Source organism: Lichenicoccus sp. (assembly GCF_965277665.1).
Lineage (GTDB): Bacteria > Pseudomonadota > Alphaproteobacteria > Acetobacterales > Acetobacteraceae > Lichenicoccus.
Genome location: NZ_OZ255835.1, coordinates 1,437,513 through 1,461,566 on the forward strand (window position 1 = coordinate 1,437,513; position 24,054 = coordinate 1,461,566).

At 68.7% G+C, this 24,054-nt stretch carries 23 protein-coding genes and 2 tRNA genes; 17 read left to right on the top strand and 8 right to left on the bottom strand.

What is annotated here, in order from left to right:
- Positions 1-62 precede the first annotated feature (62 nt).
- The 3 genes from gatB to gatC are packed head-to-tail and all read right to left on the bottom strand — an operon-like array spanning position 63 to position 3,288.
- The gene (gene gatB, locus ACQY4O_RS06490; RefSeq protein ID WP_428375387.1) at positions 63-1,523 is read right to left on the bottom strand and encodes an Asp-tRNA(Asn)/Glu-tRNA(Gln) amidotransferase subunit GatB; all 1,461 of its coding nucleotides are present in this window, start codon (positions 1,521-1,523) and stop codon (positions 63-65) included.
- Positions 1,523-3,001, bottom strand: coding sequence for an Asp-tRNA(Asn)/Glu-tRNA(Gln) amidotransferase subunit GatA (gene gatA, locus ACQY4O_RS06495; protein WP_428378123.1), 1,479 nt, complete (start codon positions 2,999-3,001; stop codon positions 1,523-1,525). The genes gatB and gatA overlap by 1 nt, the downstream gene beginning before the upstream one ends.
- On the bottom strand, positions 3,001-3,288 hold the full coding sequence (gatC, locus tag ACQY4O_RS06500) for an Asp-tRNA(Asn)/Glu-tRNA(Gln) amidotransferase subunit GatC (RefSeq protein ID WP_428375388.1): 288 nt from the start codon (positions 3,286-3,288) through the stop codon (positions 3,001-3,003). The genes gatA and gatC overlap by 1 nt, the downstream gene beginning before the upstream one ends.
- Before the next feature lie 86 nt (positions 3,289-3,374).
- On the opposite strand from gatC, the gene ruvX reads away from it, so the two are divergent.
- The gene (gene ruvX, locus ACQY4O_RS06505; RefSeq protein ID WP_428375389.1) at positions 3,375-3,863 is read left to right on the top strand and encodes a Holliday junction resolvase RuvX; all 489 of its coding nucleotides are present in this window, start codon (positions 3,375-3,377) and stop codon (positions 3,861-3,863) included.
- Positions 3,864-3,888: 25 nt separating this feature from the next.
- On the opposite strand, the gene ACQY4O_RS06510 is transcribed toward ruvX, so the two are convergent.
- Positions 3,889-3,963: transfer RNA gene (locus ACQY4O_RS06510), tRNA-Val, on the bottom strand.
- 169 nt (positions 3,964-4,132) lie between these two features.
- On the opposite strand from ACQY4O_RS06510, the gene ACQY4O_RS06515 reads away from it, so the two are divergent.
- The 4 genes from ACQY4O_RS06515 (at position 4,133) to pncA (ending at position 8,999) form a co-directional block, all read left to right on the top strand.
- A complete protein-coding gene (locus ACQY4O_RS06515) occupies positions 4,133-5,140 on the top strand; it encodes an N-formylglutamate amidohydrolase (RefSeq protein ID WP_428375390.1) in 1,008 nt (335 codons plus the stop codon).
- 188 nt (positions 5,141-5,328) lie between these two features.
- Positions 5,329-6,234, top strand: a complete 906-nt coding sequence (locus tag ACQY4O_RS06520; RefSeq protein ID WP_428375391.1) for a transglycosylase SLT domain-containing protein — start codon at positions 5,329-5,331, stop codon at positions 6,232-6,234.
- A 125-nt stretch (positions 6,235-6,359) separates the two neighbouring features.
- Positions 6,360-8,282, top strand: a complete 1,923-nt coding sequence (htpG, locus tag ACQY4O_RS06525; protein ID WP_428375392.1) for a molecular chaperone HtpG — start codon at positions 6,360-6,362, stop codon at positions 8,280-8,282.
- Positions 8,283-8,348: 66 nt separating this feature from the next.
- Positions 8,349-8,999 (top strand): bifunctional nicotinamidase/pyrazinamidase, encoded by a 651-nt coding sequence (pncA, locus tag ACQY4O_RS06530; RefSeq protein ID WP_428375393.1) that lies wholly within the window; start codon positions 8,349-8,351, stop codon positions 8,997-8,999.
- On the opposite strand, the gene panB is transcribed toward pncA, so the two are convergent.
- On the bottom strand, positions 9,000-9,821 hold the full coding sequence (gene panB / locus ACQY4O_RS06535) for a 3-methyl-2-oxobutanoate hydroxymethyltransferase (protein WP_428375394.1): 822 nt from the start codon (positions 9,819-9,821) through the stop codon (positions 9,000-9,002).
- Between the two features lie 101 nt (positions 9,822-9,922).
- Here panB and ACQY4O_RS06540 point away from each other — a divergent pair.
- Positions 9,923-9,997: transfer RNA gene (locus ACQY4O_RS06540), tRNA-Val, on the top strand.
- Positions 9,998-10,039: 42 nt separating this feature from the next.
- Here the strand turns inward: ACQY4O_RS06540 and ACQY4O_RS06545 are convergent.
- The 3 genes from ACQY4O_RS06545 to ACQY4O_RS06555 form a co-directional block, all read right to left on the bottom strand.
- Positions 10,040-10,693, bottom strand: coding sequence for a class I SAM-dependent methyltransferase (locus tag ACQY4O_RS06545; protein WP_428375395.1), 654 nt, complete (start codon positions 10,691-10,693; stop codon positions 10,040-10,042).
- Between the two features lie 101 nt (positions 10,694-10,794).
- The gene (locus ACQY4O_RS06550) at positions 10,795-11,673 is read right to left on the bottom strand and encodes a sulfotransferase (protein ID WP_428375396.1); all 879 of its coding nucleotides are present in this window, start codon (positions 11,671-11,673) and stop codon (positions 10,795-10,797) included.
- A 205-nt stretch (positions 11,674-11,878) separates the two neighbouring features.
- Positions 11,879-12,892, bottom strand: coding sequence for a GntR family transcriptional regulator (locus ACQY4O_RS06555; protein ID WP_428375397.1), 1,014 nt, complete (start codon positions 12,890-12,892; stop codon positions 11,879-11,881).
- Between the two features lie 233 nt (positions 12,893-13,125).
- Between ACQY4O_RS06555 and ACQY4O_RS06560 the strand changes: the two genes are divergently transcribed.
- From ACQY4O_RS06560 to ACQY4O_RS06610, 11 genes are all read left to right on the top strand, one after another.
- Positions 13,126-14,691, top strand: a complete 1,566-nt coding sequence (locus ACQY4O_RS06560) for an ABC transporter substrate-binding protein (RefSeq protein ID WP_428375398.1) — start codon at positions 13,126-13,128, stop codon at positions 14,689-14,691.
- A complete protein-coding gene (locus ACQY4O_RS06565; RefSeq protein WP_428375399.1) occupies positions 14,688-15,623 on the top strand; it encodes an ABC transporter permease in 936 nt (311 codons plus the stop codon). Before ACQY4O_RS06560 ends, ACQY4O_RS06565 begins: the two co-directional genes overlap by 4 nt.
- Before the next feature lie 5 nt (positions 15,624-15,628).
- Entirely contained in the window at positions 15,629-16,459 is an 831-nt protein-coding gene (locus ACQY4O_RS06570) for an ABC transporter permease (protein WP_428375400.1), read from the top strand.
- 32 nt (positions 16,460-16,491) lie between these two features.
- Positions 16,492-17,448 (top strand): ABC transporter ATP-binding protein, encoded by a 957-nt coding sequence (locus ACQY4O_RS06575; RefSeq protein WP_428375401.1) that lies wholly within the window; start codon positions 16,492-16,494, stop codon positions 17,446-17,448.
- Positions 17,445-18,452: an oligopeptide/dipeptide ABC transporter ATP-binding protein gene (locus tag ACQY4O_RS06580; protein WP_428375402.1), complete on the top strand. Its 1,008-nt coding sequence runs from the start codon at positions 17,445-17,447 to the stop codon at positions 18,450-18,452. Before ACQY4O_RS06575 ends, ACQY4O_RS06580 begins: the two co-directional genes overlap by 4 nt.
- 60 nt (positions 18,453-18,512) lie before the next feature.
- A complete protein-coding gene (locus ACQY4O_RS06585) occupies positions 18,513-19,214 on the top strand; it encodes a creatininase family protein (RefSeq protein ID WP_428375403.1) in 702 nt (233 codons plus the stop codon).
- Positions 19,211-20,239 carry a ketopantoate reductase family protein gene (locus ACQY4O_RS06590; RefSeq protein WP_428375404.1) on the top strand — a complete coding sequence of 343 codons (1,029 nt, stop codon included), beginning with the start codon at positions 19,211-19,213 and terminating at the stop codon, positions 20,237-20,239. The genes ACQY4O_RS06585 and ACQY4O_RS06590 overlap by 4 nt, the downstream gene beginning before the upstream one ends.
- Entirely contained in the window at positions 20,239-20,985 is a 747-nt protein-coding gene (locus ACQY4O_RS06595; RefSeq protein WP_428375405.1) for an SDR family NAD(P)-dependent oxidoreductase, read from the top strand. The genes ACQY4O_RS06590 and ACQY4O_RS06595 overlap by 1 nt, the downstream gene beginning before the upstream one ends.
- Entirely contained in the window at positions 20,982-21,140 is a 159-nt protein-coding gene (locus ACQY4O_RS06600) for a hypothetical protein (protein ID WP_428375406.1), read from the top strand. The genes ACQY4O_RS06595 and ACQY4O_RS06600 overlap by 4 nt, the downstream gene beginning before the upstream one ends.
- 388 nt (positions 21,141-21,528) lie before the next feature.
- Positions 21,529-23,067, top strand: a complete 1,539-nt coding sequence (locus ACQY4O_RS06605) for a carboxypeptidase M32 (RefSeq protein WP_428375407.1) — start codon at positions 21,529-21,531, stop codon at positions 23,065-23,067.
- Positions 23,064-24,008 carry an isoaspartyl peptidase/L-asparaginase family protein gene (locus ACQY4O_RS06610; RefSeq protein WP_428375408.1) on the top strand — a complete coding sequence of 315 codons (945 nt, stop codon included), beginning with the start codon at positions 23,064-23,066 and terminating at the stop codon, positions 24,006-24,008. The genes ACQY4O_RS06605 and ACQY4O_RS06610 overlap by 4 nt, the downstream gene beginning before the upstream one ends.
- The last annotated feature ends 46 nt before the right edge of the window (positions 24,009-24,054 follow it).

Genomic DNA, 24,054 nt, shown 5'->3' on the forward strand with positions numbered 1-24,054 from the left:
CATTTGCCGCACCACTCCTAGTCATTGTCGCAACCGCCGTCAAACCTCATCGCGGACCCGCTTCAGGGTGATCGCGCCAGCCGCTGGCGCAGCGCCTCGTTGACCAGGGCCGGATTGCCCTTGCCTGCCATCGCCTTCATCACCTGGCCGACGAAGAAGCCGAACAGCTTGTCCTTGCCCGCGCGATACTCCGCCAACTTGTCGGCGTTGCTCGCCAGCACCGCCTCGACCGCGGCATCGATCGCGCCGGTGTCGGTCACCTGGCGCAGGCCACGCCGCTGTACGATGTCGGCCGGCGCGTCGCCGGTCTCCACCATCTCCTCGAACACGTCCTTGGCGATGCGGCCGTTGATCGTCTGGTCCGCCATCAGCCCGAGCAGCCCGCGCAGCGCCTCGGCCGACACCGGGCTGTCGGTGATGCTGCGCCCGGTACGGTTCAGCGCCGCGAACAGGTCGCCGGTCACCCAGTTGGCCGCCAGCCGCGCATCCTGTCCGGCCGCCACCGTCTCGTAGAAGTCGGCCGTGGCCTGCTCCGCCACCAGCACGCCAGCGTCGTAGCGCGGGATGCCGTACTCGCTGATGAACCGGCTCCGCTTGGCATCGGGCAGTTCAGGCAGGGCGCGCTTGAGATCCGTCACCCAGCCCGCGTCGATGACCAGCGGCAACAGGTCCGGATCGGGGAAGTAGCGGTAATCGTGCGCGTCCTCCTTGCTGCGCAGCGAGCGCGTCTCGCCGCGCGCAGGATCGAACAGCCGCGTCTCCTGATCGACCGTGCCGCCGGCCTCCCACACCATGACCTGGCGGCGCGCCTCGGCCTCGATCGCCTGCATCACGAAGCGCACCGAATTCACGTTCTTGATCTCGCAGCGGGTGCGGAACGGCTCGCCGGCATGCCGCACCGACACGTTGACGTCGGCCCGCAGCGAGCCCTCCTCCATGTTCCCGTCGCACGTGCCGAGATAGCGCAGGATCGTGCGCAGCTTGCGCACGTAGGCGCCGGCTTCCTCCGGGCTGCGCAGGTCCGGCTCGCTGACGATCTCCATAAGCCCGACGCCCGCGCGGTTCAGGTCGATGAAGGATTGCGTCTGGTGCTGGTCATGCAGCGACTTGCCGGCATCCTGTTCCAGATGCAGCCGGGTGATGCCGATCTCGCGCGTGCTGCCGTCCGCCAGTTCGATCTCGATCACGCCGGAGCCCACGATCGGATGCGCGAACTGGCTGATCTGGTAGCCGGTCGGCAGGTCGGCATAGAAATAGTTCTTGCGGTCGAAACGGCTCTCCAGGTTGATGCGTGCATGCAACCCCAGGCCCGTGCGCACCGCCTGCGCCACGCATTCCCGGTTGATGACCGGCAGCATTCCGGGGAAGCCCGCATCCACCAGGCTGACATGGGTATTCGGCTCGCCGCCGTACGTGGCCGAGGCACCGGAGAACAGCTTGGACCGGCTGATGACCTGGGCATGCACCTCCAGGCCGATGACGACTTCCCAGGGTGCCTCGCGGCCTTCCAGGAGATAGCCCATCACGCGCGTCCCGCGTGAAGGGCCGGCAGGCCCCGGAAGTCGGCCGCCTGCTCGACCGCACGACCCAGCGCGAACAGCGTCTCCTCGTCGAACGGCCGGCCCAGCACCTGCAGCCCGAGCGGCAGCCCCTGGTGGTCCAGCCCGGCCGGCACCGAGAGACCGGGCATCCCGGCCATGCTCGCCGGCACCGTGAAGATGTCGTTGAGGTACATCTTGATCGGGTCGTCCATGTTCTCGCCCTGGGCAAACGCCGCCGACGGCGCGGTCGGCGTCAGCAAGGCATCGACCGTCCGCCAGGCCTCGGTGAAGTCGCGCAGGATCAGGCTGCGGACCTTCTGCGCGCGCAGGTAGTAGGCATCATAGTAGCCCGACGACAGGACGTAGGTGCCGATCAGGATCCGGCGCTTCACCTCCGAACCGAAACCAGCGGCGCGCGACGCCTCGTAGAGCCCGTCCAGTGTCGGCGCCTCGACGCGCCGGCCGAACCGGACGCCGTCATAGCGGGCGAGGTTGGACGAGCACTCCGCGGGGGCCACGATATAGTAGGTGGCAAGCCCGTACCGGGTGTGCGGCAGCGACACGTCGACGATCTCGCAGCCCGCATCACGCAGCCACGCCACGCCCCGCTGCCACAGCGCCTCGATTTCCGCGGGCATGTTGTCGACACGATATTCGCGCGGAATGCCGACGCGCACCCCCTTGAGGCTGCGCCCGCAGGCCGCCGCATAATCCGGCACCGGGCGGTCCACGCTGGTGCTGTCGCGGGCATCGAAACCCGCCATCGAGCGCAGCATGATCGCGCAATCCTCGACGGTGCGCGCCATTGGGCCAGGCTGGTCAAGCGAACTTGCAAACGCGACCACCCCCCAGCGGCTGCAACGGCCGTAGGTCGGCTTGATCCCGACAATCCCACAGAACGCCGCCGGCTGGCGGATCGAGCCGCCGGTATCGGTGCCGGTCGCACCCATCGCCAGGCGCGCCGCGACCACCGCCGCCGACCCGCCGGACGAGCCGCCGGGCACGAGTGCCGCGTCATCACCGCTCCGCTTCCAGGGATTCTCCACCGGACCGAACGCTGAATTGGTGTTTGACGAACCCATCGCGAACTCGTCGAGGTTGGTCTTGCCCAGGAACACCGCGCCGTCCTGCAGCAGGCGCTGCGTCACGGTGCTCTCATAGGGCGGCACGAAGCTCTCCAGCATCCGGCTGGCTGCCGTGGTGCGCACGCCCTCGGTGCAGAACAGGTCCTTGATGCCGAGCGGGATGCCGCCGAGGGCCGCGTGCTCGCCCCGTCCCAGCGCCGCGTCGGCCGCCGCGGCGCCACGCAGTGCCGCGTCCGGAGTGACCGTCAGGTAGGCGTTCAGCCTCGGGTTGAGGGCGGCGATCGCATCCAAGTGCGCCGTCGCCAGCTCGACCGCGCTGAACTCCCCGGCGCGCAGCCCGCGCAGTCCGGCCGCGATCGAGAGCTCGTTCAGCATCATTCGACCACCTTCGGCACGGTATAGAACAGGCCGTTGCGGCCCGGTGCATTCGACAGCACCGCCTCCGGCCTGGCGCCGTCGGTCACCACATCGTCGCGCAGCCGCAGCGCCGCCTGCTCGATCCCGGCCATCGGCTGCACACCCTCGACATCCACCGCGCCGAGCTGCTCGATCCAGCCGATGATGCCGTTCAGCTCGCCCTGCAGCCGGACGATCTCGTCCTCCTCGATCCCGATCCTGGCAAGCCGGGCAATATGTCTGACGGTCGCGGCATCAAGCGACATCGGGCAGGACTTTCGCAAGATCTGGGTGCGGGGATCGCGTGCAACACGCTGGCAAGCGGCGCCGGTCCGGACCATAAGCCCTGACCATGCCGCTCTTCAACATGCCACAGCTGCGGGCCGTTCTGCCGGCCGGGCAGCGCATGCTCGGGATCGATCCGGGAGCCCGCACGATCGGACTGGCGCTCTCGGACGTCTCGCTCATGCTGGCGACGCCCTATGGCAGCCTCCGGCGCGGCAAGCTCGCAGCCAACGCCGTCGAGGTGGCGCGGATCGCGACCAGGGAGGGAGCCGGGGCTCTGGTCTGCGGCCTGCCGCTGTCCCTCGATGGCAGTTTCGGACCGGCGGCCCAGCGCGCGCGCGACTGGATGCTCGCCTTGTCCGAGCGCACCGGCCTGCCGGCCGCGATGTGGGACGAGCGGCTGTCGTCGAGTGCCGTGAACCGCTTCCTGGTGGCGGACCTTGACATGACCCGCAACCGTCGGGCCGAGATCGTCGACAAGCTCGCCGCCGCCTACATCCTGCAAGCGGCACTCGATGCAAGCCGGGCGAAACCGGCCGGAGTTTCAGATGATTAGCTGCGGCCAGATGATTAGCGACGGATGGTGGGCGCGACAGGGTTTGAACCTGTGACCCCTGCCATGTCAAGGCAGTGCTCTACCGCTGAGCTACGCGCCCATCCGCTGCGGTGGCTTCTACAAGTGCCCGGCGGGTTCCGCAACCCGAGCCAGGCGTGTCGTCGCGACGCAAGGCTGTGCCGGGCGACGCAAAGCTGTTCCGGTCACGACACCGCCAAGTGACATGCCGCACTGCGTCACGCACACTCGCACAATGAGCGACGGTCCGCATGAGTGAGAGCCCGCCGACGGTGCAGGAGTTGGCGCCGGTGCAGCCGTTCCGCGTCACCGTTCCGGACCTGCAGGCTTCCCCGCTCCTGGTCGCCTCGCCGCATTCCGGCCGCGACTACTCCGCCGACTTCGTGGCCTCCTCCCGCCTCAGCTTCAGGGCCTTGCGCCGCAGCGAGGACAGCTTCGTCGACGAGTTGTTCGCGCGCGCGCCGGAGCTCGGCATCCCCCTGCTGCAGGCCGATTTTCCGCGCGCGTTCTGTGACGTCAACCGGGAGCCGTGGGAACTCGACCCGGTCATGTTCAGCGACGCGCTGCCATCCTGGTGCAACACCAGCAGCGCCCGCGTCTCGGCCGGGTTCGGCACCATCGCCCGCCTCGTTGCCTCGGGCGAGCCGATCTATGGCGGCAAGCTCGACTTCGCCGAGGCCGAGCAGCGCATACGCCTGTGCTGGAAGCCCTACCACGCGGCCCTCGCCACGCTCATCGAGGCCACCATCGCGCGGCACGGCGTCTGCCTGCTGATCGACGCGCACTCGATGCCAACATTGTCCGGGCCCACACTGTCCGGGCCCACGCTGTCTGGGCCGACGCTCTGCGGGTCGACACGCGCCGGGCCCACGCTCTCCAGGACCGCCCTGTCCGGCGTCGTCCCCGGCCCCGGCCCCGGCTCGCACCGCTCCGGCGTCCATCGCCAGGACCCGGACTTCGTGCTCGGTGACGCCTTCGGCACGTCCTGCGCCCCCTCCGTGACCCGATCCACCGAGCGCTTCCTGCGCGAACGCGGCTTCAGGGTGCGCCGCAATGACCCCTATGCGGGCGGCTATGTGACGCGGCACTACGGTCGCCCGACCCACCGGATCCATGTGCTGCAGGTCGAGATCGGCCGTGGCCTCTACATGGACGAGCCCAGCCTCGAGCGGAACGCCCGCTTCGCCGACATGCAGGCCACGATGGGCGCCATGCTGGAAATGCTGGCGAGCATTTTGCCGACGCTCCTGGCGGACTGACGCCCCGCCCCTCGGCCAGGAGCCATGGCAAAAAAAAGGCGGTGCCGAAGCACCGCCCAAGTTTAGGGAGGAAACGTCCAAGATGCGGCCGGCCAAAGGCGGGCCGCAAGAAGGACGCTAAGACGGGATGTCGGCGCCGTCAAGCGCTTATTTTGCGATGCACAAAATTACTGCGCCGGTGGCCGTGCATGGCGATCAACGCTTCGGTAATCTTTACCCTCCAGGGTGCCGGCATGCGCCGGCTTGTCTCCTGGATCCTCCTGTTGCCGTGGCTCGCTCTCGTGCCGACCCTCGCCTGGGCGGCCGACGACGCGGCGCTGTGCCAGCACGCCATCCTGCAAGCCGAGCAGGGCTCCGGCGTGCCGAACCAGTTGCTCGACGCCATCAGCCGGGTCGAGAGCGGCCGCCACGATGCCGAACAAGGTGGCGTCAGGGCCTGGCCCTGGACCATCAACGTGCAGGGCCAGGGGCATTACTACGCGACCAGGGCGGAGGCGGTCGCGGCCGCTGCCGGATACCGGGCCAGCGGCATCCAGTCGATGGATGTCGGCTGCACCCAGATCAACCTCATGTACCATCCGCAGGCGTTCCGCTCCCTCAACGAGGCGTTCGACCCGCTGCGCAACGCCGCCTACGCGGCAAGCTTCCTGACCGATCTCTTCCACCAGACCGGCAGCTGGCCGCATGCGGCGGCGGCGTATCATTCGCAGACACCCGAGCTCGGCACCGACTACCAGCGCCGCGTGCTGGAAGCCTGGGCGGAGCCGATCGACGGGAGGCAGGTTGCCGCCCCGACGCATCGCGCGGCGCGCGGGCCGCTGAGCCGGAGCCTGCCGGCGTCCCCGGGCAACGCGCCAGCCACGCAGGCGGGCCCGATGTCGACGCAAGTCCAGGTGGCGACAGCCGCTACCGGCGTCAGCTTCGGCCGCCCGGTCAGCCGCCCGGCAGGGGCGCCGCTCGGCGGCTACGGCCGCGTCATCCGGCTGCAGGCGCCCGGCCCGACCTCCGCAGGCATCGGACGCAGCCTGTCCGCCTATCGCCTGATGCCGGTCGCGATGCTGGCCGCGGCGAGGCGCCCCGTCGCGCACAACTGATCAGTCGCGCACAACTGATTACATGGCACAGGATGGTGCGGCCGGTTGAAAATGACCGGCACTCCGCGCATACCGACCGCCGCGAGCCGGCACGCGCGGCGATTTCGATCATGGAGGCATCAGCGATGAGCGACCAGGAGACCACCCAGCCGGCGGCCGCCCCGGAGGCCGCGTCCTGTGTGCCCGAGCAGCACGAGTTCAGCGCCGAGGTCGGCCGCCTGCTCGACCTCGTCGTGCACGCGCTCTACTCCGACCGCGAGATCTTCCTGCGCGAGCTGGTCGCGAATGCCGCCGACGCGACCGATCGCCGCCGCTTCGAGGCGCTGACCGACGCCGGCCGCGCGCTGCCGGACGGCGTCAAGATACGCATCGATCCCGACAAGGCGACCCGCTTGCTTACCATCAGCGACGACGGCGCCGGCATGACGCGCGACGAGATGGTGCAGAATCTCGGCACCATCGCCCGGTCCGGCACCCGCGCGTTCGGCCAGGCGATCCACGCGGCGCAGCCTGAGGGCGCGGACCGCCCGGACGACCGGCCCAGCCTGATCGGCCAGTTCGGTGTCGGCTTCTACGCCGCCTTCATGGTGGCCGACCGCGTCGAGGTCACCTCGCGACGGGCCGGACAGGCCGAGGCCTGGTGCTGGTCCTCCGAGGGACGCGGCAGCTTCACGATCGCACCGGCGATGCGCGAGGCGCCCGGCACCGACATCGTCCTGCACATCAAGTCCGATGCCGACGAGTTCCTCGAGCCGTACCGGCTGGAATCGATCGTGCGCAAGTGGGCCGACCACATCACTTGGCCGATCACCATCCAGCGCGACGGCAACGAGGTGGCGGCGAACGAAGGCACGGCGCTGTGGCGCAAGCCGAAGGGCGAGATCACCGAGGAACACCTGCTCGAGTTCTACCAGCATCTCGGCCATTCGTTCGACAAGCCCTGGGCGACCCTGCACTGGCGCGCCGAGGGCACGCTCGAATTCGCCGCCATGCTGTTCATTCCGTCGATGCGCCCGTTCGAGCCGGTCGAGAGCGTGCGCGAGAGCCGGGTGCGGCTGCATGTGCGGCGCATGTTCATCACCGACGAGGCCGATCTGCTGCCGCCCTGGCTGCGCTTCGTGCAGGGCGTGGTGGACACCGAGGACCTGCCGCTCAACGTCTCGCGCGAGATGCTGCAATCGACCCCGGTGCTGGCGCGCATACGCAAGGCGGTCACCAACCGCGTCATCAGCGAGCTGCGTACGCGCGCCAAGGATGCCGAGAACTATGCCGTCTTCTGGGGCAATTTCGGCCCGGTGCTGAAGGAAGGCCTGTGGGAGGATTTCGAGCACCGCAGCGAACTTGCCGGCCTCGCGCGGTTCCACAGCACGCATGAGCCCAAGGGCCTCACGTCGCTGGCGGACTATGTCGCCCGCATGAAGCCCGAGCAGGATGCGATCTACTACCTGATCGGCGACAACGAGGACGCCCTGGCCGGCTCGCCGCAGCTGGAGGGCTTTCGCGCGCGCGGCATCGAGGTCTTGCTGCTGTCCGATCCGGTGGACGCGTTCTGGCCCGACCGGCTCGACAAGTTCGAGGACAAGCCGTTGCGCAGCGTGACGCAGGGGCTGGCCGACCTCTCCAGGCACAGCGCCGAGCATCCGCCCGAGGCGGAGGCGGCCGATGTCACCGCGCTGCTGGCCGTCCTCAAGGAGGCGCTCGGGGACGACGTCTCCGACATCCGCAGCACCGACCGGCTGGTCGGCAGCGCGGTGGTCCTGTCGGCCTCGCAGGCCGGCCCCGACCTGCAGTTGCAGCGCATGATGCGCCGCTCCGGCCAGAAGCTGCCGAGCTCGGCGCCGATCCTGGAGATCAACCCGCACCATGCGCTGGTCCGCGCCCTGGTCGCGCGCATCGAACGGCATGAACCGGTCGACGAGGCGGCTCGCACCCTGCTCGACCTCGCCCGGGTGCAGGATGGCGAGCTGCCGCGCGACCCGACCGCCTTCGCGCGCCGGGTGTCCGACGCCATGGCGGCGACCCTGTCACTACCGCACCAGGATATTTGAGGGCCCGTTCGAGAATGCTCCTGCGCTAGCTCGCCGACGCGCATTTTCGAACAGGCTTAGGGCCGCATGCTTCAGATCGATCAGGCAACCGACATGCTGGCGGTGATCGATGTGCAGCCGACCTTCATGCCGGGCGGCGAGCTGCCGGTTGTCGGCGGCGACGAGATCGTGCCGGTGATCAATCACCTGCTCTGCAATCGCTTCCGGAGCGCGTTCGCCACCCAGGACTGGCATCCGCGCGGCCATCTCTCGTTTGCCAGCGCGCATCCGGGTGCAGCCCCCTTCGATGTGGTCGCCATGCCGTACGGCCCGCAGGTGCTGTGGCCCGACCATGCGATCCAGGGCAGCCTGAACGCGGCGCTGCATCCCGGCCTCCACCAGGACCGCCTGCAGATGATCCTGCGCAAGGGCTGCAACCGGTCGATAGACAGCTACTCGGCTTTTTCCGAGAACGACCGCGCCACCTCGACCGGCCTTGCGGAATGGCTGCGCGCGCGCGGGGTTCGGCGCCTGTTCTTCTGCGGCCTGGCGACCGACTACTGCGTCGCCTGGTCGGCCGAGGATGCGGTCGCGAGCGGGTTCGAGGCGGTCGTACTCGAGGATGCCTGCCGCGGCATCGGCAGCCCCGGGCCGGACGGGCGTGACAGCCTCACGGTCGGCCGGCAGCGCATGATCGCGGCCGGGGTCGCGCTGCAGGACACGACGGCACTCGGCTGATCAGCCCGACTTGGCAACGCCGAAGCAGTGTTCGGGTCCGGGGAAGCGCCGCGCCCGGACGTCGGCGGCGTAGGCCTCGGCAGCCGCCTCGACCTGCCGACCCAGCTCGGCATAGCGCTTGACGAAGCGCGGGGTGAAATCCGCGAACAGGCCCAGCACGTCGTCGGACACCAGAACCTGGCCGTCGCATTGCGGCGACGCGCCGATGCCGATGGTGGGCGTCGCCACGAAGCCGGTGATCTCGGCGGCCAGCGGCTCGACGACGCCTTCCAGCACCAGCGCGAAGGCGCCGGCCTCGTCGACCGCACGCGCGTCCGCACGCAGCCGCTCGGCCTCGTCCGGTTTGCGCCCGGTGGCGCGGAAGCCGCCCGCCGCCTGCACCGATTGCGGCATCAGGCCGATATGGCCGCAGACCGGAATGCCGCGCGCGACCAGGAAGCGGATGGTGTCGGCCATCTCGGCCCCGCCCTCGAGCTTGACCGCCGAGGCGCCGGTTTCGGACATCACCCGCGCCGCCGCCCTGAACGCCATTTCGGGGCTCTCCTGGTACGAACCGAACGGCAGGTCGACCATGACGCAGGCCCGGCTGGTCCCGCGCATCACCGCCTGCCCGTGCGCGATCATCATCTCGAGCGTGACCGGCAGCGTCGTCGGCATGCCGTACAACACCATGCCGACGGAATCGCCGACCAGGAGCAGATCGGCATGCGCATCCAGCAGCCGGGCGACCGGCGTGGTGTAGGCCGTCAGCGAGACGATCGGCGTATGGCCCTTCTGGGCGGTGATCTCGGGCACGCCGATGCGTCTGATCGTCCGGGTCATGGTTGCCTCCCCTGCTGCCGCCTGGTGCCGGCCTCCCGGACTTGACGATGACCCTGAAATCCACCAGAAACCGCCCACGCCGCAAGACCCGGCAGCAGGATGGGTGCGTAGCTCAGCGGTAGAGCATCGCCTTCACACGGCGGGGGTCACAGGTTCAATCCCTGTCGCACCCACCATCCCAAGCCCCTCGTTGTGGTCGCGCGCTGCACCGCGGCCTTTCAATCCTGGGGTAACGCGGGATACATCGGAGCGCTCTTACCCAAGGTTCTCCCGCGCTCGAACACGGCCATGCTGTCGTAGAAATGCATGGATTGGGTAGAGCGCGTGAACTCTGTCGGCATCAGGGCGCCGCGTGACCAGTCGGCATTGAGTTCGTCGATAAGGGCTTTGCATAGCTCGATGAACGTGCCCTCGCGACCGAGGCCTCCGCCATATTCATCCCAGTACGCGGTGTGCAGATCCTCGACCAGATACACGCCGTCAGAAGCACAACGCTGATACAGATAGCCGAACGATGCCAAGACATGTGCCATGACGTGGCTCCCATCATCGAGCACTATGTCGGGATGTCCGAACTCGTCGATAATCGACGAGAGAAAAGCCGGATCAGACTGGTCGCCAATCCGCACGGCAATCTGATCCTCCTGATACTCCGCACAGACTGATCGGATGTCGATGCCTACAATCTGGGCGTGAGGTCCGAGGTAACGCTTCCACATCTGCAGCGAGCCGCCCAGGCCACACCCGATCTCCAGGAAGGTGACCGGCCGGTCGACAAAGCGGCAGAAGTGTCGTTCGTATGCGGGGAAGTAGTGCTTCCACTTGTGAATGGTACGGCCTTGATGGGTCAGGAACTCTGACCATAAGCTCATGTGGTGAAACTCCTGTCAGCGGCGAAGCGCCAGCGGGGATAAGCGTCCCTCGAGCGTCGCTCAGGCTTCCGCCCAGACGAAAATCATGCCGTCTCCCCCGATCACGATGAAACCGACCGGATTGAGCCGAGGCTCGACGGGGATCCCGATGGCTCTATCCCCTCCGCAGTCAGCCGCAGCTCCATTCTCGCCAAAACCGAAAGCACTGCAGGGTCACCTTCTATCGCCATCTGCTCGGAAAGCGGCAATGTCTCTTTCCAACGCTGGTCGTGGAAATTCGTCTGCGAATGCTGTGCATAATATTGCTTGTCGCCGGGATGGAAGTGAGCCGGCGCTTTGAGAGAAGCGCGCTTGATCAAGGCGTCACTCGCCCCGTTCGCCGCAATAGCGTGATGGTCATAGTTCCAGTATGCAAGGCTGGCCGGTTCAAACTCGAGTCCGCAGAAGCTGAACAGCTGCTTGAAGTATCGTTGTGGCGAACTCGCAAGCAGATCGTAGCAGACGACCAGGCTCGACACGTTGGAGCGTTCGGCGAAGTCCATGAGCTCGTTGTGTTTCTTGACCCAGTAGTCGATAAACTCAGCAAGCGCATTCTGTCGTCTTCGCCTGACGGATGCGATCCACCCTCTGGGATCTCTGACCACGATGACGAGGGACGCCTGTGTCGCGGGGTCTTTCACAAACTGGCCAACCCAACCGAGGTCTTTCGACGTATCGACGAGAAGCTTGCCTTCAAGCCGCCGGCTCGCGAATGCGTAGGCCGCCTCCGGCGGCTGCGTTTGTGCATCATGCAGCGCGACACATGACTCGAGCTCGCGCCCTGCACAAAGGGTGCACGGCACACGCAGGCCGTCATGCCAAAGCCTGTAGTACTCTCCGAGGAACGCCGACTTCTTCGAACTGCCGAGGACGTATCCAACCCATGTCGAGCCGCTATGCTCAGCAGAGATTGCGAACACGACTTGCGACGCCGAACCCATATCCGAGACTCTCTAGCTGATTGGCTGGTATCTCGTGCATCCTCTCCTATAACTTATTGACACGCCATCACAATCAGGCCTTTGCCTCGACCTATTTGTAACGGAAATGACATGCGGTGTAACGGTCGGTGCGGGAGGTTTTTCGATCCGGTCGTCGCACCGTCCAGCCGACCGCGACCTCCCTCCAAGCCGCCGGCGCCGGGGATCACCCGTCCCGATCGGCGTTGGCCTCGCCGTGCAGCAGCGGCCGTATCAGGCGCTTGACGCAACCGGGATCCGGCGTGTGGCGGTATTCGAACGACGCGACGCCGTCCGGCACCGCGAGACCGAGATCGTCGGCCCCGGTGGCGTACACCACCACGTCAACCTGATGCAGCATCGGGGCAAGGTCCGGCGTGTCGTGCAGCGCCACCGAGACCTCGGCGACATGCGGCGCGAAGCGTCGCACTCCAGCCTTCATCAGCGGCGTGAACTCGGGGAAGATCGAGACGACGCCGATCCGGGTGCGTGGCTCAAGGGCTGCCAGCGCCTGGCGGGTCGCAACGGCGGGGATGAAGGTCATCGTGGCCACCACCTGATCCGGCAGCAGCGCCATCACGTCGCTGCGCCGATGCGGGAAGGTGATCACGAGGTCGGCCAGCGACGCGCGCCTCCGCGCCTGGGCGTCCTGCTCGATCATCGCCAGCGTGGTGGGCTCGAACACCGCCGCATCATCGACCGCCTGCGCCATCTCCGCGCAGTAGGCTGCCGTGGTCTGCGCAAAATGGCCGACCACGGCGACCACCGGCCGGTTGCCGGTCGGATCCGGCTCGCCCATCCGGGACGCGATCAGGCCGGCGAGGTCGCTGGCGCGCAGGCCGAGCGCACGGCCCTGCGCAATCATCGCGTCGACGGCGCGGTGCAGCCCGATATCGTGCCGCGCCGCCCGTCGCGCGACCGGCGCCAGGTCGGCGACGAATGTGCCCGATCCGGTTCGACTGACGATCACGCCGGCGGCTTTCATCTCGCCATAGACCTGCGCCACTGTCATCGGCGCCACGCCGAGATGATCGGCGAGCTCGCGCACCGACGGCAACCTCTCGCCGGCACGCAGAATGCCCAGGCCGATGCCGAACTCGATCAGCCCGCGCAGCTGGGTGCCGAGCGGGACCGGCAGATCGCGATCGACGGAGAAGGCAGCGAGGTCGGCCCGGGTGGGGAGGGAGAGGCGTTCTACCATCTTGAGACAAATATTTTCCGGAGCTGATCATATCGGAGGCGGCTGGCGCGCGCTATACAGGCATTTGCCTCAGCGGTGCGCCCGTTCACGACACGCAAGCGAGGTGTCTCGTAGCATGGGACGAAAACGATTGACCTCGGAGAACCGGGACACATAGTGTTCTAGCAGGATAGGACGCCGATCAGCGAGAAAGGGGCATGCTCTTGGGCTTCTGGCGCGCCCTCGCTCTGACCATGGCACTCCTGCCCACCGCCGCACGCGCGGCCGCGTCCCTGCCGGAGGCACCCGCCATCACCCGTGGCGGCATCATCAGCTACGGCCGCTACGCCGACAGCCTGCTGCTTGATCCGGTGCTCAATGACAGCAATACCGACATCTGGATCCTGTCGAACCTCTACGACACCCTGCTGCTGCCGACCGATGACGGGCACGGCGTGCAGCCCGGGCTGGCGTCGGCCTGGCAGGTCTCTGCGGATGGCTTGACGGTAACGCTGGCACTTCGACCGGGGACACGGTTCTCGGACGCAACCGCAATCACCGCGCAAGACGTCAAGTGGTCCCTCGATCGCGCCCGCGACCCGGCCAAAGGGATCTGGAGCACCCTGCTGGGCGCGGTGGGCGAGGTTCGCATTGCGGATCCGCGCACCGTCGTGCTGCGGCTGCACCATCCGGATCCGGCGATCCTGTCGCTGCTCACCGTGTTCAATACCGCGATCATGCCACGCCGGCAGTTCGAGGCTGCTCCCGGCGCCACCGACGCCGAAAAGGCGGTCGCCTTTTCAGCCCATCCCGTGACGTCCGGCCCGTTCGTGCTGACCTCCTGGGTGCACGGGGCGACCATGCAGCTGCGGCGCAATCCTTGCTATTGGCGCGAGGGTGCCGATGGCCGCCCGCTGCCGTACCTCGATGGCATCCGCTTCGAGGTGATCCCGGACGATGCAACCCGGATCCTGCGGGTGCAGTCGGGCGAGCTCGACGGCGCCGAAATGATCCCGTTCTCGCGGGTGGCCGAGTTGCAGGCGGACCCGCGGCTGCGCCTGGACCTGTTCGCGTCGACGCGCATCGACTACGTGGTGCTGAACGTGCGCCCGTCCCTCGCGAGAGGCGTTGCCAACCCGCTCGCGTTGCCGGCGGTGCGCGAGGCGCTGAACGATGCGGTGTATCGAAGCGGCCTCGACCAGATCGTCACCCGCGGCATCGGCGTGCCGATGAGTTCCTACATGTCGCGCGCCACCCCGCTGCATGTCGATGTCCCGGACGCGGACCGGTACGATCCCGCGCGGGCGCGCGCTCTGCTGCGCCAGGCCGGCTACCCGCACGGCTTCGCCGCCACGATGCAGATCCTGGCCGGCAACGAAGACGAGATCGAGATCGGCACCGCGCTGCAGGAGATGTGGCGCGAGATCGGCGTCGATCTGCATTTGCAGCAGCTCGACATGGCCAGCATCACCGAGCTCTATCGGCAGGGCCGCTTCACGATGCGGGTCAGCATCTGGACCGACGACATCGCTGATCCCAGCGAGATCACCTCCTACTTTGTCTATGCGCCGGTCATCGGCGCGCAGCATAGCGGCTGGCACAGCCCGGCCGCGGAGCGGCTGTATCTGGCGTCCGGCAACGAGCTCGATCACGCACGGCGGGCCGCCGAGTACGCGCAGATCCAGGCGCTGTTCGCCCGCGGTCCGATCGTGCGCCTGTACGAGACGCCGTATGCGGTGGTGCTCCGCCGCGCGGTGCACGGCTTCCTGCAGCTGCCGCTTGGCAACAACGTCTTCTGCGCCACGTGGCTCGCGCGATGACGGCGGCTCGGGTGCTCCGGCGGGTGCTGCAGGTGGTGCCGACGCTGCTGGCGATCCTGGTGCTGACTTTCATGCTCGTGCATCTGCTGCCCGGCGATCCGGCGAGTGCGTTGATCGGCGACCGCGTCACCGATGCCGAGGTCGCGCGCGAGCGCGCGCTGCTCGGGCTGGACCGGCCGCTGCCGGTGCAGTTCGGCCAGTATGTCGCGGGGCTGCTGCATGGCGATCTCGGCCGCTCGACCGCGCTGGGCGTACCCGTCAGCGCCCTGATCGCCGCAAGGCTGCCGGTCACGCTGATGCTGACGGCGATGAGTGCGGCCATCGCGCTGCTGATCTCGGTGCCGCTGGCCCTGCTGGCGGCGATGAACCGTGACCGCCCGATCGACCTGCTGCTGCGCAGCGTGTTCCAGGTCGGGCTGTCGATGCCGGCATTCTATGTCGGGCTGCTGATGCTGACGCTGCTGGCCGCGCGGCTGCGGCTGTTCCCGGTCGGCGGCTACGGCGATGATCTCGCCGGTCATCTGTGGCACCTGCTGCTGCCGTCGATCTCCCTGGCGCTCAGCCTGTCCGCGGTCCTGCTGCGCAACCTGCGCGCGTCGATCTGCGACGTACTGGACTCGCCGCACGTGGAGTTCGCCCGCCTCAAGGGGCTCGACCGCGCGCTGGTGCTGCGTCGGCATGTGCTGCGCAACGCCCTGATCCCCACCGTGGCGCTGTTCGGGCTCAGCACCGGCACGCTGCTGGGCGGCGCGGTGATCACCGAGACGGTGTTCGCGATACCGGGCGTCGGCAGGCTCATGGTCGACAGCGTGTTCGCGCGCGACTACCCGGTGATCGAGGCCCTCACCCTGACGCTCGCGACCCTGGTGGTGCTGACGTTGCTGCTGACCGATCTGCTTGCCGCCGCACTCGATCCCAGGGCCGCATCCTGAGCGCCGTGGCGTCCGCCTCCCAGGCGGTCAGGCGGCAGCGGCCACGCTCGCTGCTGGCCGGCTCGGCAATCCTCGTGGTCGGCATCGTGCTGGCGGCGGTGCCGCAACTGCTGGCCCCTCTGAGCCCGCTCCGGTTCGACTACGCGCATCTGTTGAGTGCGCCCAGCCTGCTGCACCCGCTCGGCACCGACGAGTTCGGCCGCGACATGCTCTCGCGCGTGATCTGGGGCTACGCCGTCGACATGCAGATCGCGCTGTTCGCCACCGTGCCCGCGCTGCTGGTCGGCACTGTGGTGGGCGCGCTCGCCGGCTATTTCGGCGGGTTCGCGGAGACGCTGCTGGTGCAGCTGGTCGGCGTGGTCGTCGCCTTTCCGTTCCTGGTGCTGGTGATCGCCATCGTGACGGTGCTCGGGCCGGGGCTGGTGAACATGTACGTGGCGACCGCGCTGGTCGGCTGGGTGTTCTACGCGCAGCTGATGATGGTCGAGATGAAGCTGCAGCGCCGGCTGGACTACGCGGCGGCGGCGCGCGCGATGGGCTACGGCCAGGTCCGGATCATCTTCCGCCACCTGCTGCCGAACGCCGTCACCGCGGTGCTGATCTACTGGATGACCGACATGGCGCTGGCGATCCTGCTCGGCTCCAGCCTCGGCTATGTCGGACTCGGCGCGCAGCCGCCGGTGGCGGAGTGGGGCGCGCTCATCGCCGGCGGCAAGAACTACATGACGACCGCCTGGTGGATGACGGTGTTCCCCGGCATCGCCATCGTGGTGACCGGACTGGGCTTCAGCCTCACCGGCGACGGCCTCGGCACGCTGCTTGGGGTGCGCCGTTGAGCGGTGTGCCACCCCAGCTTGAACTGCGCGACGTGACAGTCCGGTTCGGCGCCGGGCGGGACGTACCGTGCGCTGTCGACGGCGTCAGTCTCAGCCTCGGGCGCGGCGAGATCCTGGGCATCGTGGGCGAAAGCGGGTCCGGCAAGAGCCAGCTGCTGCGCGCGGTAATGCGCCTGCCGCCGCGCGGGGTGCTGCTCGGCGGGGCGGTGCTCTGGCGCGGACGCGATCTCGCCACCGTGGGCGAGCAGGCGATGCGCGCGGTGCGCGGCGGCGAGATCGCGCTGATCACCCAGGATGCGTCGGCGGCGCTGAACCGGGTGCTGACGGTGGGCACGCAGATCGACGAGAGCCTGGCCGCGCACACCGTGCTGGAGCGCCGCCAGCGGCGCGCCCGGGCCGTGGAGCTGCTCGAGCTGGTCGGCATCCCGGACGCCGCGCGCCGGCTCGACGACCATCCGCACCAGTTCTCCGGCGGCATGCTGCAGCGGGTGATGATCGCGATCGCGCTGGCCAGCGAGCCCGGGCTGCTGCTGGCCGACGAGCCCACCACGGCGCTCGACGTCACCGTGCAGGAGGAGATCCTGCGCCTGCTGCTGTCGCTGCGCGATCGCCTCGGCATGAGCATCGTGCTGGTCACGCACGATCTGGGCGTGGTGGCGCGCCTGTGCGAGCGCGTGGCGGTGATGTATGCCGGCCGGATCGTGGAGAGCTGCAGCGTCGCCGGCCTGTTTGCGGCGCCGCGCCATCCCTACACGCGCGCGCTGCTCGCCTCGGTTCCGGGAGCGGCGGCGCCGCGCACCCGCCTGGCGGCGATCGAGGGCACCGCGCCGTCGATCGCCGACCGCGCCGCCGGCTGCGCCTTCCATCCGCGCTGCCCGGCCGCCCGACCGGTCTGCGCCGGCATGGTGCCGCCGCTCGAGGAGCAGGTTCCCGGTCACCAGGCGGCCTGCCTGCGCCAGCGCGAGCTCGCGGGCCTCCTGGCGGCATGAACACGGCCACCCCGATCCTGCAGGCCGAACGGGTCAGCAAGCGGTTCGGCCGGCCTGCGTCGCTGCTCGAGCGGGCTCGACGCGTGCACCCGCCGGTCATCCGCGCGCTCGACGCGGTCAGCCTCGCGTTCCGGCCCGGCGAGGCGTTCAGCATCGTCGGTGAATCCGGCTCGGGGAAGTCGACGCTGGCGCGCTGCCTCACCGCGCTGCACACCTGCGACGGCGGTCGCGTGCTCTATCGCGGCCGCGACCTGGCTTTGATGCAGCCGGCCGAACGCCGCCGCTTCCATCGCCGGGTGCAGATGGTGTTCCAGAACCCGCTGGCGGCGCTCAATCCGCGCATGACCGTGGCCGAGATGCTGGGCGAGGCGCTGCGCGTGCACCGGATCTGTCCGGCGGATCAGGTCGAGGCGCAGATGCAGGCCCTGCTCGAGCGGGTACGGCTGCCCGGCTCGGTGCTGCACCGGCGGCCGCACGAGTTCTCCGGCGGCCAGCTGCAGCGCATCGCCATGGCGCGTGCGCTCTCGGTGCGCCCGGAGATCATCGTCGCCGACGAGGTGGTCTCGGCCCTCGACGTCTCGGTGCAGGCGCAGATCGTCAACCTGCTGATCACGCTGCAGGACGAGCTCGGCCTGGCCATCGTGTTCATCGCCCACGACCTCCGGCTGGTGCGCCACATTTCTCATCGTGTGGCGGTGATGTATCGCGGCAGGCTTGTCGAGCTCGGAGACAGCGAGGCACTGTTCGCATCGCCGATGCATCCGTACACGCGCCTGCTGATCGGCTCGGCGCCGACGCTGCGGCCGGCCCATGTATCGGCCGAGACGCAGCAGGTCACCGAAGTGGCGGCAAGCGGCAGTGTTGCGGCCGCGACCGGCTGCGTGTTCCGGACACGCTGTCCGGAGGTGATGCCGCGCTGCGCCACCGAGGTGCCCGGACTGCGCGTGGCGGCGGCGGGACGCGCGGTGGCCTGCCATCTGGTACCCGAACCTAGATCACTGTAGCAGAGCAAGCCTACCGGCTCATGTTGAGCCGGCCTTGCTCTGGACGCGACCGGAGTTGCTATGCGGATCAGCGAGATGAACTGGATGCAGGTGGAGGACTACCTGCGAACCGATGACCGGTGCGTGGTTCCGCTCGGCAGCACCGAGCAGCACGCGCAGCTCAGCCTGTCGGTGGACAGCATCCTGAGCGAGCGTGTGGCACTCGACGCCACGGCAACGCTGCCGGTGCCGGTGTTCCCGGTGCTCGCCTTCGGCGTGACGCCGTATTTCGCGAGCTTTCCCGGCACCGTCACGCTGCGCGCCGAGACCTATCTGCGCATCGTGCAGGACGTGCTGGAGAGCCTGTTCCGGACCGGCTTCCGGCGCATCCTGCTCTGCAACGGCCATGGCGGCAACGCGTCGGCCGCGAACACCATCCAGGAATGGGTGGCCGAGCATCCGGGCTGCCGCGTGCGCCTGCACAACTGGTGGAACGCACCGAAGACGATGCAGAAAGTGCTGCAGGTCGATCCGGTGGCGTCGCACGCCTCCTGGATGGAGAACTTCCCATGGACCCGGCTCGGCAACCTGCGCGGGCCAGCCGAGGCCAAGCCGATGACCGATCTCGACCGGATGCGGCTGCTGTCGCCGCCGGAGGTCAAGGACATGCTGGGCGACGGCAATTTCGGCGGCCTGTATCAGCGCAGCGACGAGGACATGCTGGCCATCTGGGCGGTCGCGGTCGAGGAGACGCGGGCACTCCTCGAGAGCGGCTGGGCATGAGCGGGACGCTCCTGATCTGGGGCGCCGGCGCGATCGGCGGCACGATCGGCGCCACCCTTGTGCGCGCCGGACAGGACGTGCTGTTCGTCGACAGCGCCGCCGACCATGTCGCGGCGATGCAGCAGGACGGGCTCGCCATCGAGGGGCCGATCGAGCAGTTCGCGGTGCCGGTGCGCGCGGCGACACCCGAGCAGGTCGAGGGCCAATACGACCGCATCCTGCTCTGCGTGAAGGCGCATCACACGGCCGATGCGGCGCGCGCGCTGCTGCCACATCTGAGCAAGGCGGGCTATGTCGCCTCGTTCCAGAACGGGCTCAACGAGCCGGTGATCGGCGCGGTCACCGGCATGGACCGGGTGGTGGGCGCGTTCGTCAATTTCGGCGCCGACTATCTCGCACCCGGACGGATCCTGTACGGCGGACGCGGCGCCTGCGTGGTCGGCGAGATGGACGGGAGGGCCAGCGAGCGGCTGACCGCTCTGCGCCAGACGCTGCTGCCGTTCGAACCGGAGGCGATGACGACCGGCGACATCCAAGGCTATCTCTGGGGCAAGCTGGCCTACGGCGCGCTGCTGTTCGCAACCGCGATCACCGATGATGCGATCGCCGACATCCTTGCCTCCTCCGACTACCGCGCCGTCCTGCTCGCGGTCGGCCGCGAGGCGATGGCAGTGGCGCTGGCGCAGGACGTTCAGCCACGCGGCTTCAACGGCTTCGATCCGGCCGCCTTTGCACCCGGCGGCGACGCCAAGGCGATCGACGCCTCCTTCGACGAGATGGTCGCGTTCAACCGCCGCTCGGCGAAATCGCATAGCGGGATCTGGCGCGACCTCGCGATCCGCCACCGCCGGACCGAGGTGGATGCGCAGCTCGGGCCGGTGGTCGCAGGGGGTGCTGCCTGCGGCATCGAGACACCGATCACCGCCCGCCTGGTTACGCTGATCCACGAGATCGAGCGCCGCGAGCGCCGGCTGCACCGCACCAATCTCGCAGCGCTGCTCCCGGCCGATCGGCAGGCACGCTGATGCGGATCGGTTTCGCGGGACAGCGTGCTTTGGTGACCGGCGCGGGACACGGGATCGGGCGCGGCATCGCCCAGGCGCTGGCGCGGCTCGGCGCCCGCACACTCGCCATCGACGTCAACGCGGACGGCCTGGCCGAGACGGCGGCCGGCGCCGAAGGGTCACTGCGGATCGCGGTCACCGACGTGACCGACGCCGTCAGCATCCGCCGGGCGACCGACACCTTCGGGCCGGCCGATATTCTCGTGCACAGCGCGGGCGGGGTCTGCGGCCAGGTGGGCAAGCCGGCGGAGGAGGTCACCGCCGCGGAGTGGCAGGCGATCCTTTCGGTCAACCTCACCGGCGCGTTCCTGATGGCGCAGGCGGTGGCGCCGGACATGAAGGCGGCAGGACGCGGGCGCATCGTCAGCATCTCCAGCGGCGCCGGTCGGGGGATCAGCCTGACCGGGATCCAGGCCTATGCGGCGGCGAAGGCCGGCGCGATCGGGTTGACCCGGCAGCTGGCGCACGAGTTCGGACCGTTCGGCATCACGGTGAACAGCATCGCACCCGGCTTCGTCCGGTCCAATCCGGCCACGGAACGACAATGGGAATCCTACGGACCGGACGGGCAGCAGCGCCTGGTCGAATCTGTCGCGATGCGCCGGCTCGGCACCGTCGACGATATCGTCCATGCGGTGCTGTTCCTGGCAAGCGACTTCGCCGGCTGGATCAACGGCCAGACCCTCAGCGTGGACGGGGGCAAGTGAGCGCGGCTCAGGCTCAGCTCCGGGCGCAAGCGTGGGCCGAGCAGCACGGCGCCGAGCTCCTGGCCGACCATCCGCGCGCCCGCGGGATCGAGAATGTCGCCCTGCAGTCGACCGGCGGCTGGTCGGCGCCCGTGGCGCGGACGCATCGCTGCTGACGACCGCCGCCGTCAGGCCACGCTGCCGCCAGCAAGGCGGCCGGTTTTGTTCTAGCTCACTATTACGGATTTGCCATGACCACAGCTGCCTCCAGCTGCGGCGCCCGCTACTGCGTCAACGAAGTCCTGCTGCGTCAACGAAAAAGGTCGTCTCAAGGATGATACAAAACGATTGACCAACGACAGGCCGGGCCCATAGTGTTCTAGTAGGCTATGACGCAGCAGGAGCTCGCCCCGTCATGCATTGCATCTTGGTTCGGCTTCTCCCGCGCCCGGACAGCGACGTCCCGGGCCGGCTCTTGCATGTTTCGCGCCGCCCCGCGGCCGGGTGCGGCACCGGCCTGCGACAGCGGCTTCGGCAACGGCGCCCGTTCCCGGATCCGCCCGCATGCTGCCTGGGGAGGTGCCACTGATGCAGGACACGGCACTCGCCGAGGAAACGGCACGGCTGAACGATCTGCTGTGCACCATCAACCTGCTGGCGTGGGACGCGCGCACGCACATGCCGGCCAGCGGCAGCACGGCCCGCGGCAACCAGGTGGCGACGCTGACCGGGCTGGCACGCGACATCGCCACCGGACCGCGGCTGCGCGACGCGCTGGCGGCGGCGCTGGAGCGTGCGGGCGGCGATGCGGACGAGCGCCGGCTGCTGCAAGGCTTCGCCGCCGATCTCGAGACGATGCGTCGGGTGCCGGCGGTCCTGCTGGTCGAGATGGCGGAGCTCAAGACCACCTCGCACGCGGCCTGGCTGGTGGCGCGCGAGCAGAACGACTTCTCGGTGTTTGCGCCGTCGCTTGCCCGCATCTTCGCGCTGCAGCGCGAGCTCGCCGAGGTGATCGGCTATAGCGAGCATCCGTACGACGCGCTGCTCAGCCAGTACGAGCCGGGAATGACCCTGGCGTCGCTCGAGCCTTTGTTCGCGACGCTGCGCGCCGGCATCGCGCCGCTGCTTGAGCAGCTGCGCGACCTGCCGCCGGTCGACGGCTTCCTGCGGCAATCCTACCCGGTCGAGCGGCAGCGACGCTTCGCGCGCGCGATCGCGGCACGGATGGGCTACGATTTCATGCGCGGGCGCGTCGACGACACCGTGCATCCGTTCGAGATCTCGATGACCCGCGACGACGTGCGCATCACCTCGCGGTTTTGCGACACCTCCATCAAGGGCGGCCTGTTCGCGCTGTGGCACGAGGCCGGCCACGGCATCTATGAGCAGGGCGTGGCGACGCGCTGGACACGCGGCATCGGCGCCACCGATCTGCGCAACCTCTATGCCGTGGGCGGCAGCAGCTTCGGGCTGCATGAATCGCAGTCGCGGCTGTACGAGAACCGCGTCGGCCGGTCGCGCGAGTTCTGGGAGCTGCATTTCGGGGCACTGCGCGACTGCTTTCCCGAGCAGCTCGCCGGCATCGAGGTGGATATTTTCTGGCGTGCGGTCAACCAGGCACAGCAGGGGCTGATACGCATCGAGGCTGACGAGCTCACGTATGATGCGCATGTCATGCTGCGTTGCGAGCTCGAGGCGGCGCTGGTGGCGGGCGATGTCCAGGTCGAGGATCTGCCGGCGCTGTGGGACGAGCGCATCCGCGCGGCGTTCGGGCTGGCGGTGCCCGACCTATCCCGCGGCGTGCTGCAGGACGTGCACTGGTCGCACGGCTATGTCGGTTCGTTCGCGACCTACACGCTGGGCAACGTCATGTCGTCGCAGTTCTTCGCCGCCGCCAGCCGCGAGGCCGCAGTGAGCGAGGGTCTGCGGGAGGGACGCTACGAGCCGCTGACCGCCTGGCTCGGCCAGCACGTGCACCGGCACGGTCGCAGCCGCAACCGCGATCGCATCCTGCTTGATGCCACCGGCAACGGGCTCGATCCGCAGCCCTATCTCTCCGACCTGCGCGCGAAGGCGGCCGCACTCCTGGACAGCAAGACGTGAGCGCCGCGCCGGAGCGGCCGATTGCAGTCGCGCTGCATGGCGGCTGCGGCGTGATGGCCCGGGGCGACCTGCCGGAGGCGGACTGGACAGAGGCGCAGGAGACGATGCAGGCGGCGCTCCGTCGCGGCTGGAGCCTGCTCGCAGAGGGTGCCGCAGCACTTGACGCGGTCGAGGCCGTCGTCGTGCTGCTGGAGGATAGCCCACACTTCAATGCAGGCCACGGCGCCGCCCTGAACCGCGACGGCGTGCACGAGCTCGACGCCGCGATCATGGACGGCGGCACGGGAGCCGCCGGCGCGGTGTGCGCGGCGCGCGCGATCCGCAATCCGGTGCGCGCGGCGCGAGCGGTGATGCACCGTGGGGAGGCGCTGCTGCTGGCCGGTCCCGCCGCCGATCGCTTCGCTGCTTCGGCCGGACTCGAGCTGGCGCCGCAGACCTATTTCACCACCAGGCGCCGGGTCACGGCGCTGCAGGCGATGCAGGCGCACCGGACCGCCGGTACGCAGGCCGGGGCGAGCGAGAACGAGAAGCACGGGACCGTCGGCGCGGTGGCGCTCGACCGCAACGGTCACCTCGCGGCTGCGACCTCGACCGGCGGCTACACGGACAAGCCGGACGGGCGGGTCGGCGACAGTCCGTTGATCGGCGCCGGGACCTACGCCCGCGACGGCGTCTGCGCGGTCTCCTGCACCGGCCAGGGCGAGTTCTTCATCCGCCACGTCGCGGCCTACGGCATCGCGGCACGGATGCAGCATCTCGGCGAGCCGGTCGATGTCGCCGCACGGCACATGATCGAGACAGAACTGGCACCGCATCGGATCGGCGCCGGGCTGGTGGCGCTCGACGCGAAGGGTCGGGTGAGCGCGCCGTTCAACACCCAGGGCATGTTCCGCGGCTGGATCACCTGCGACGGCTCGATGTTCACCGCCACCCACCGCTAGCACCCCTGCACGGCTCTCGCGGCCCGACCATTTCAAAGGAGATACC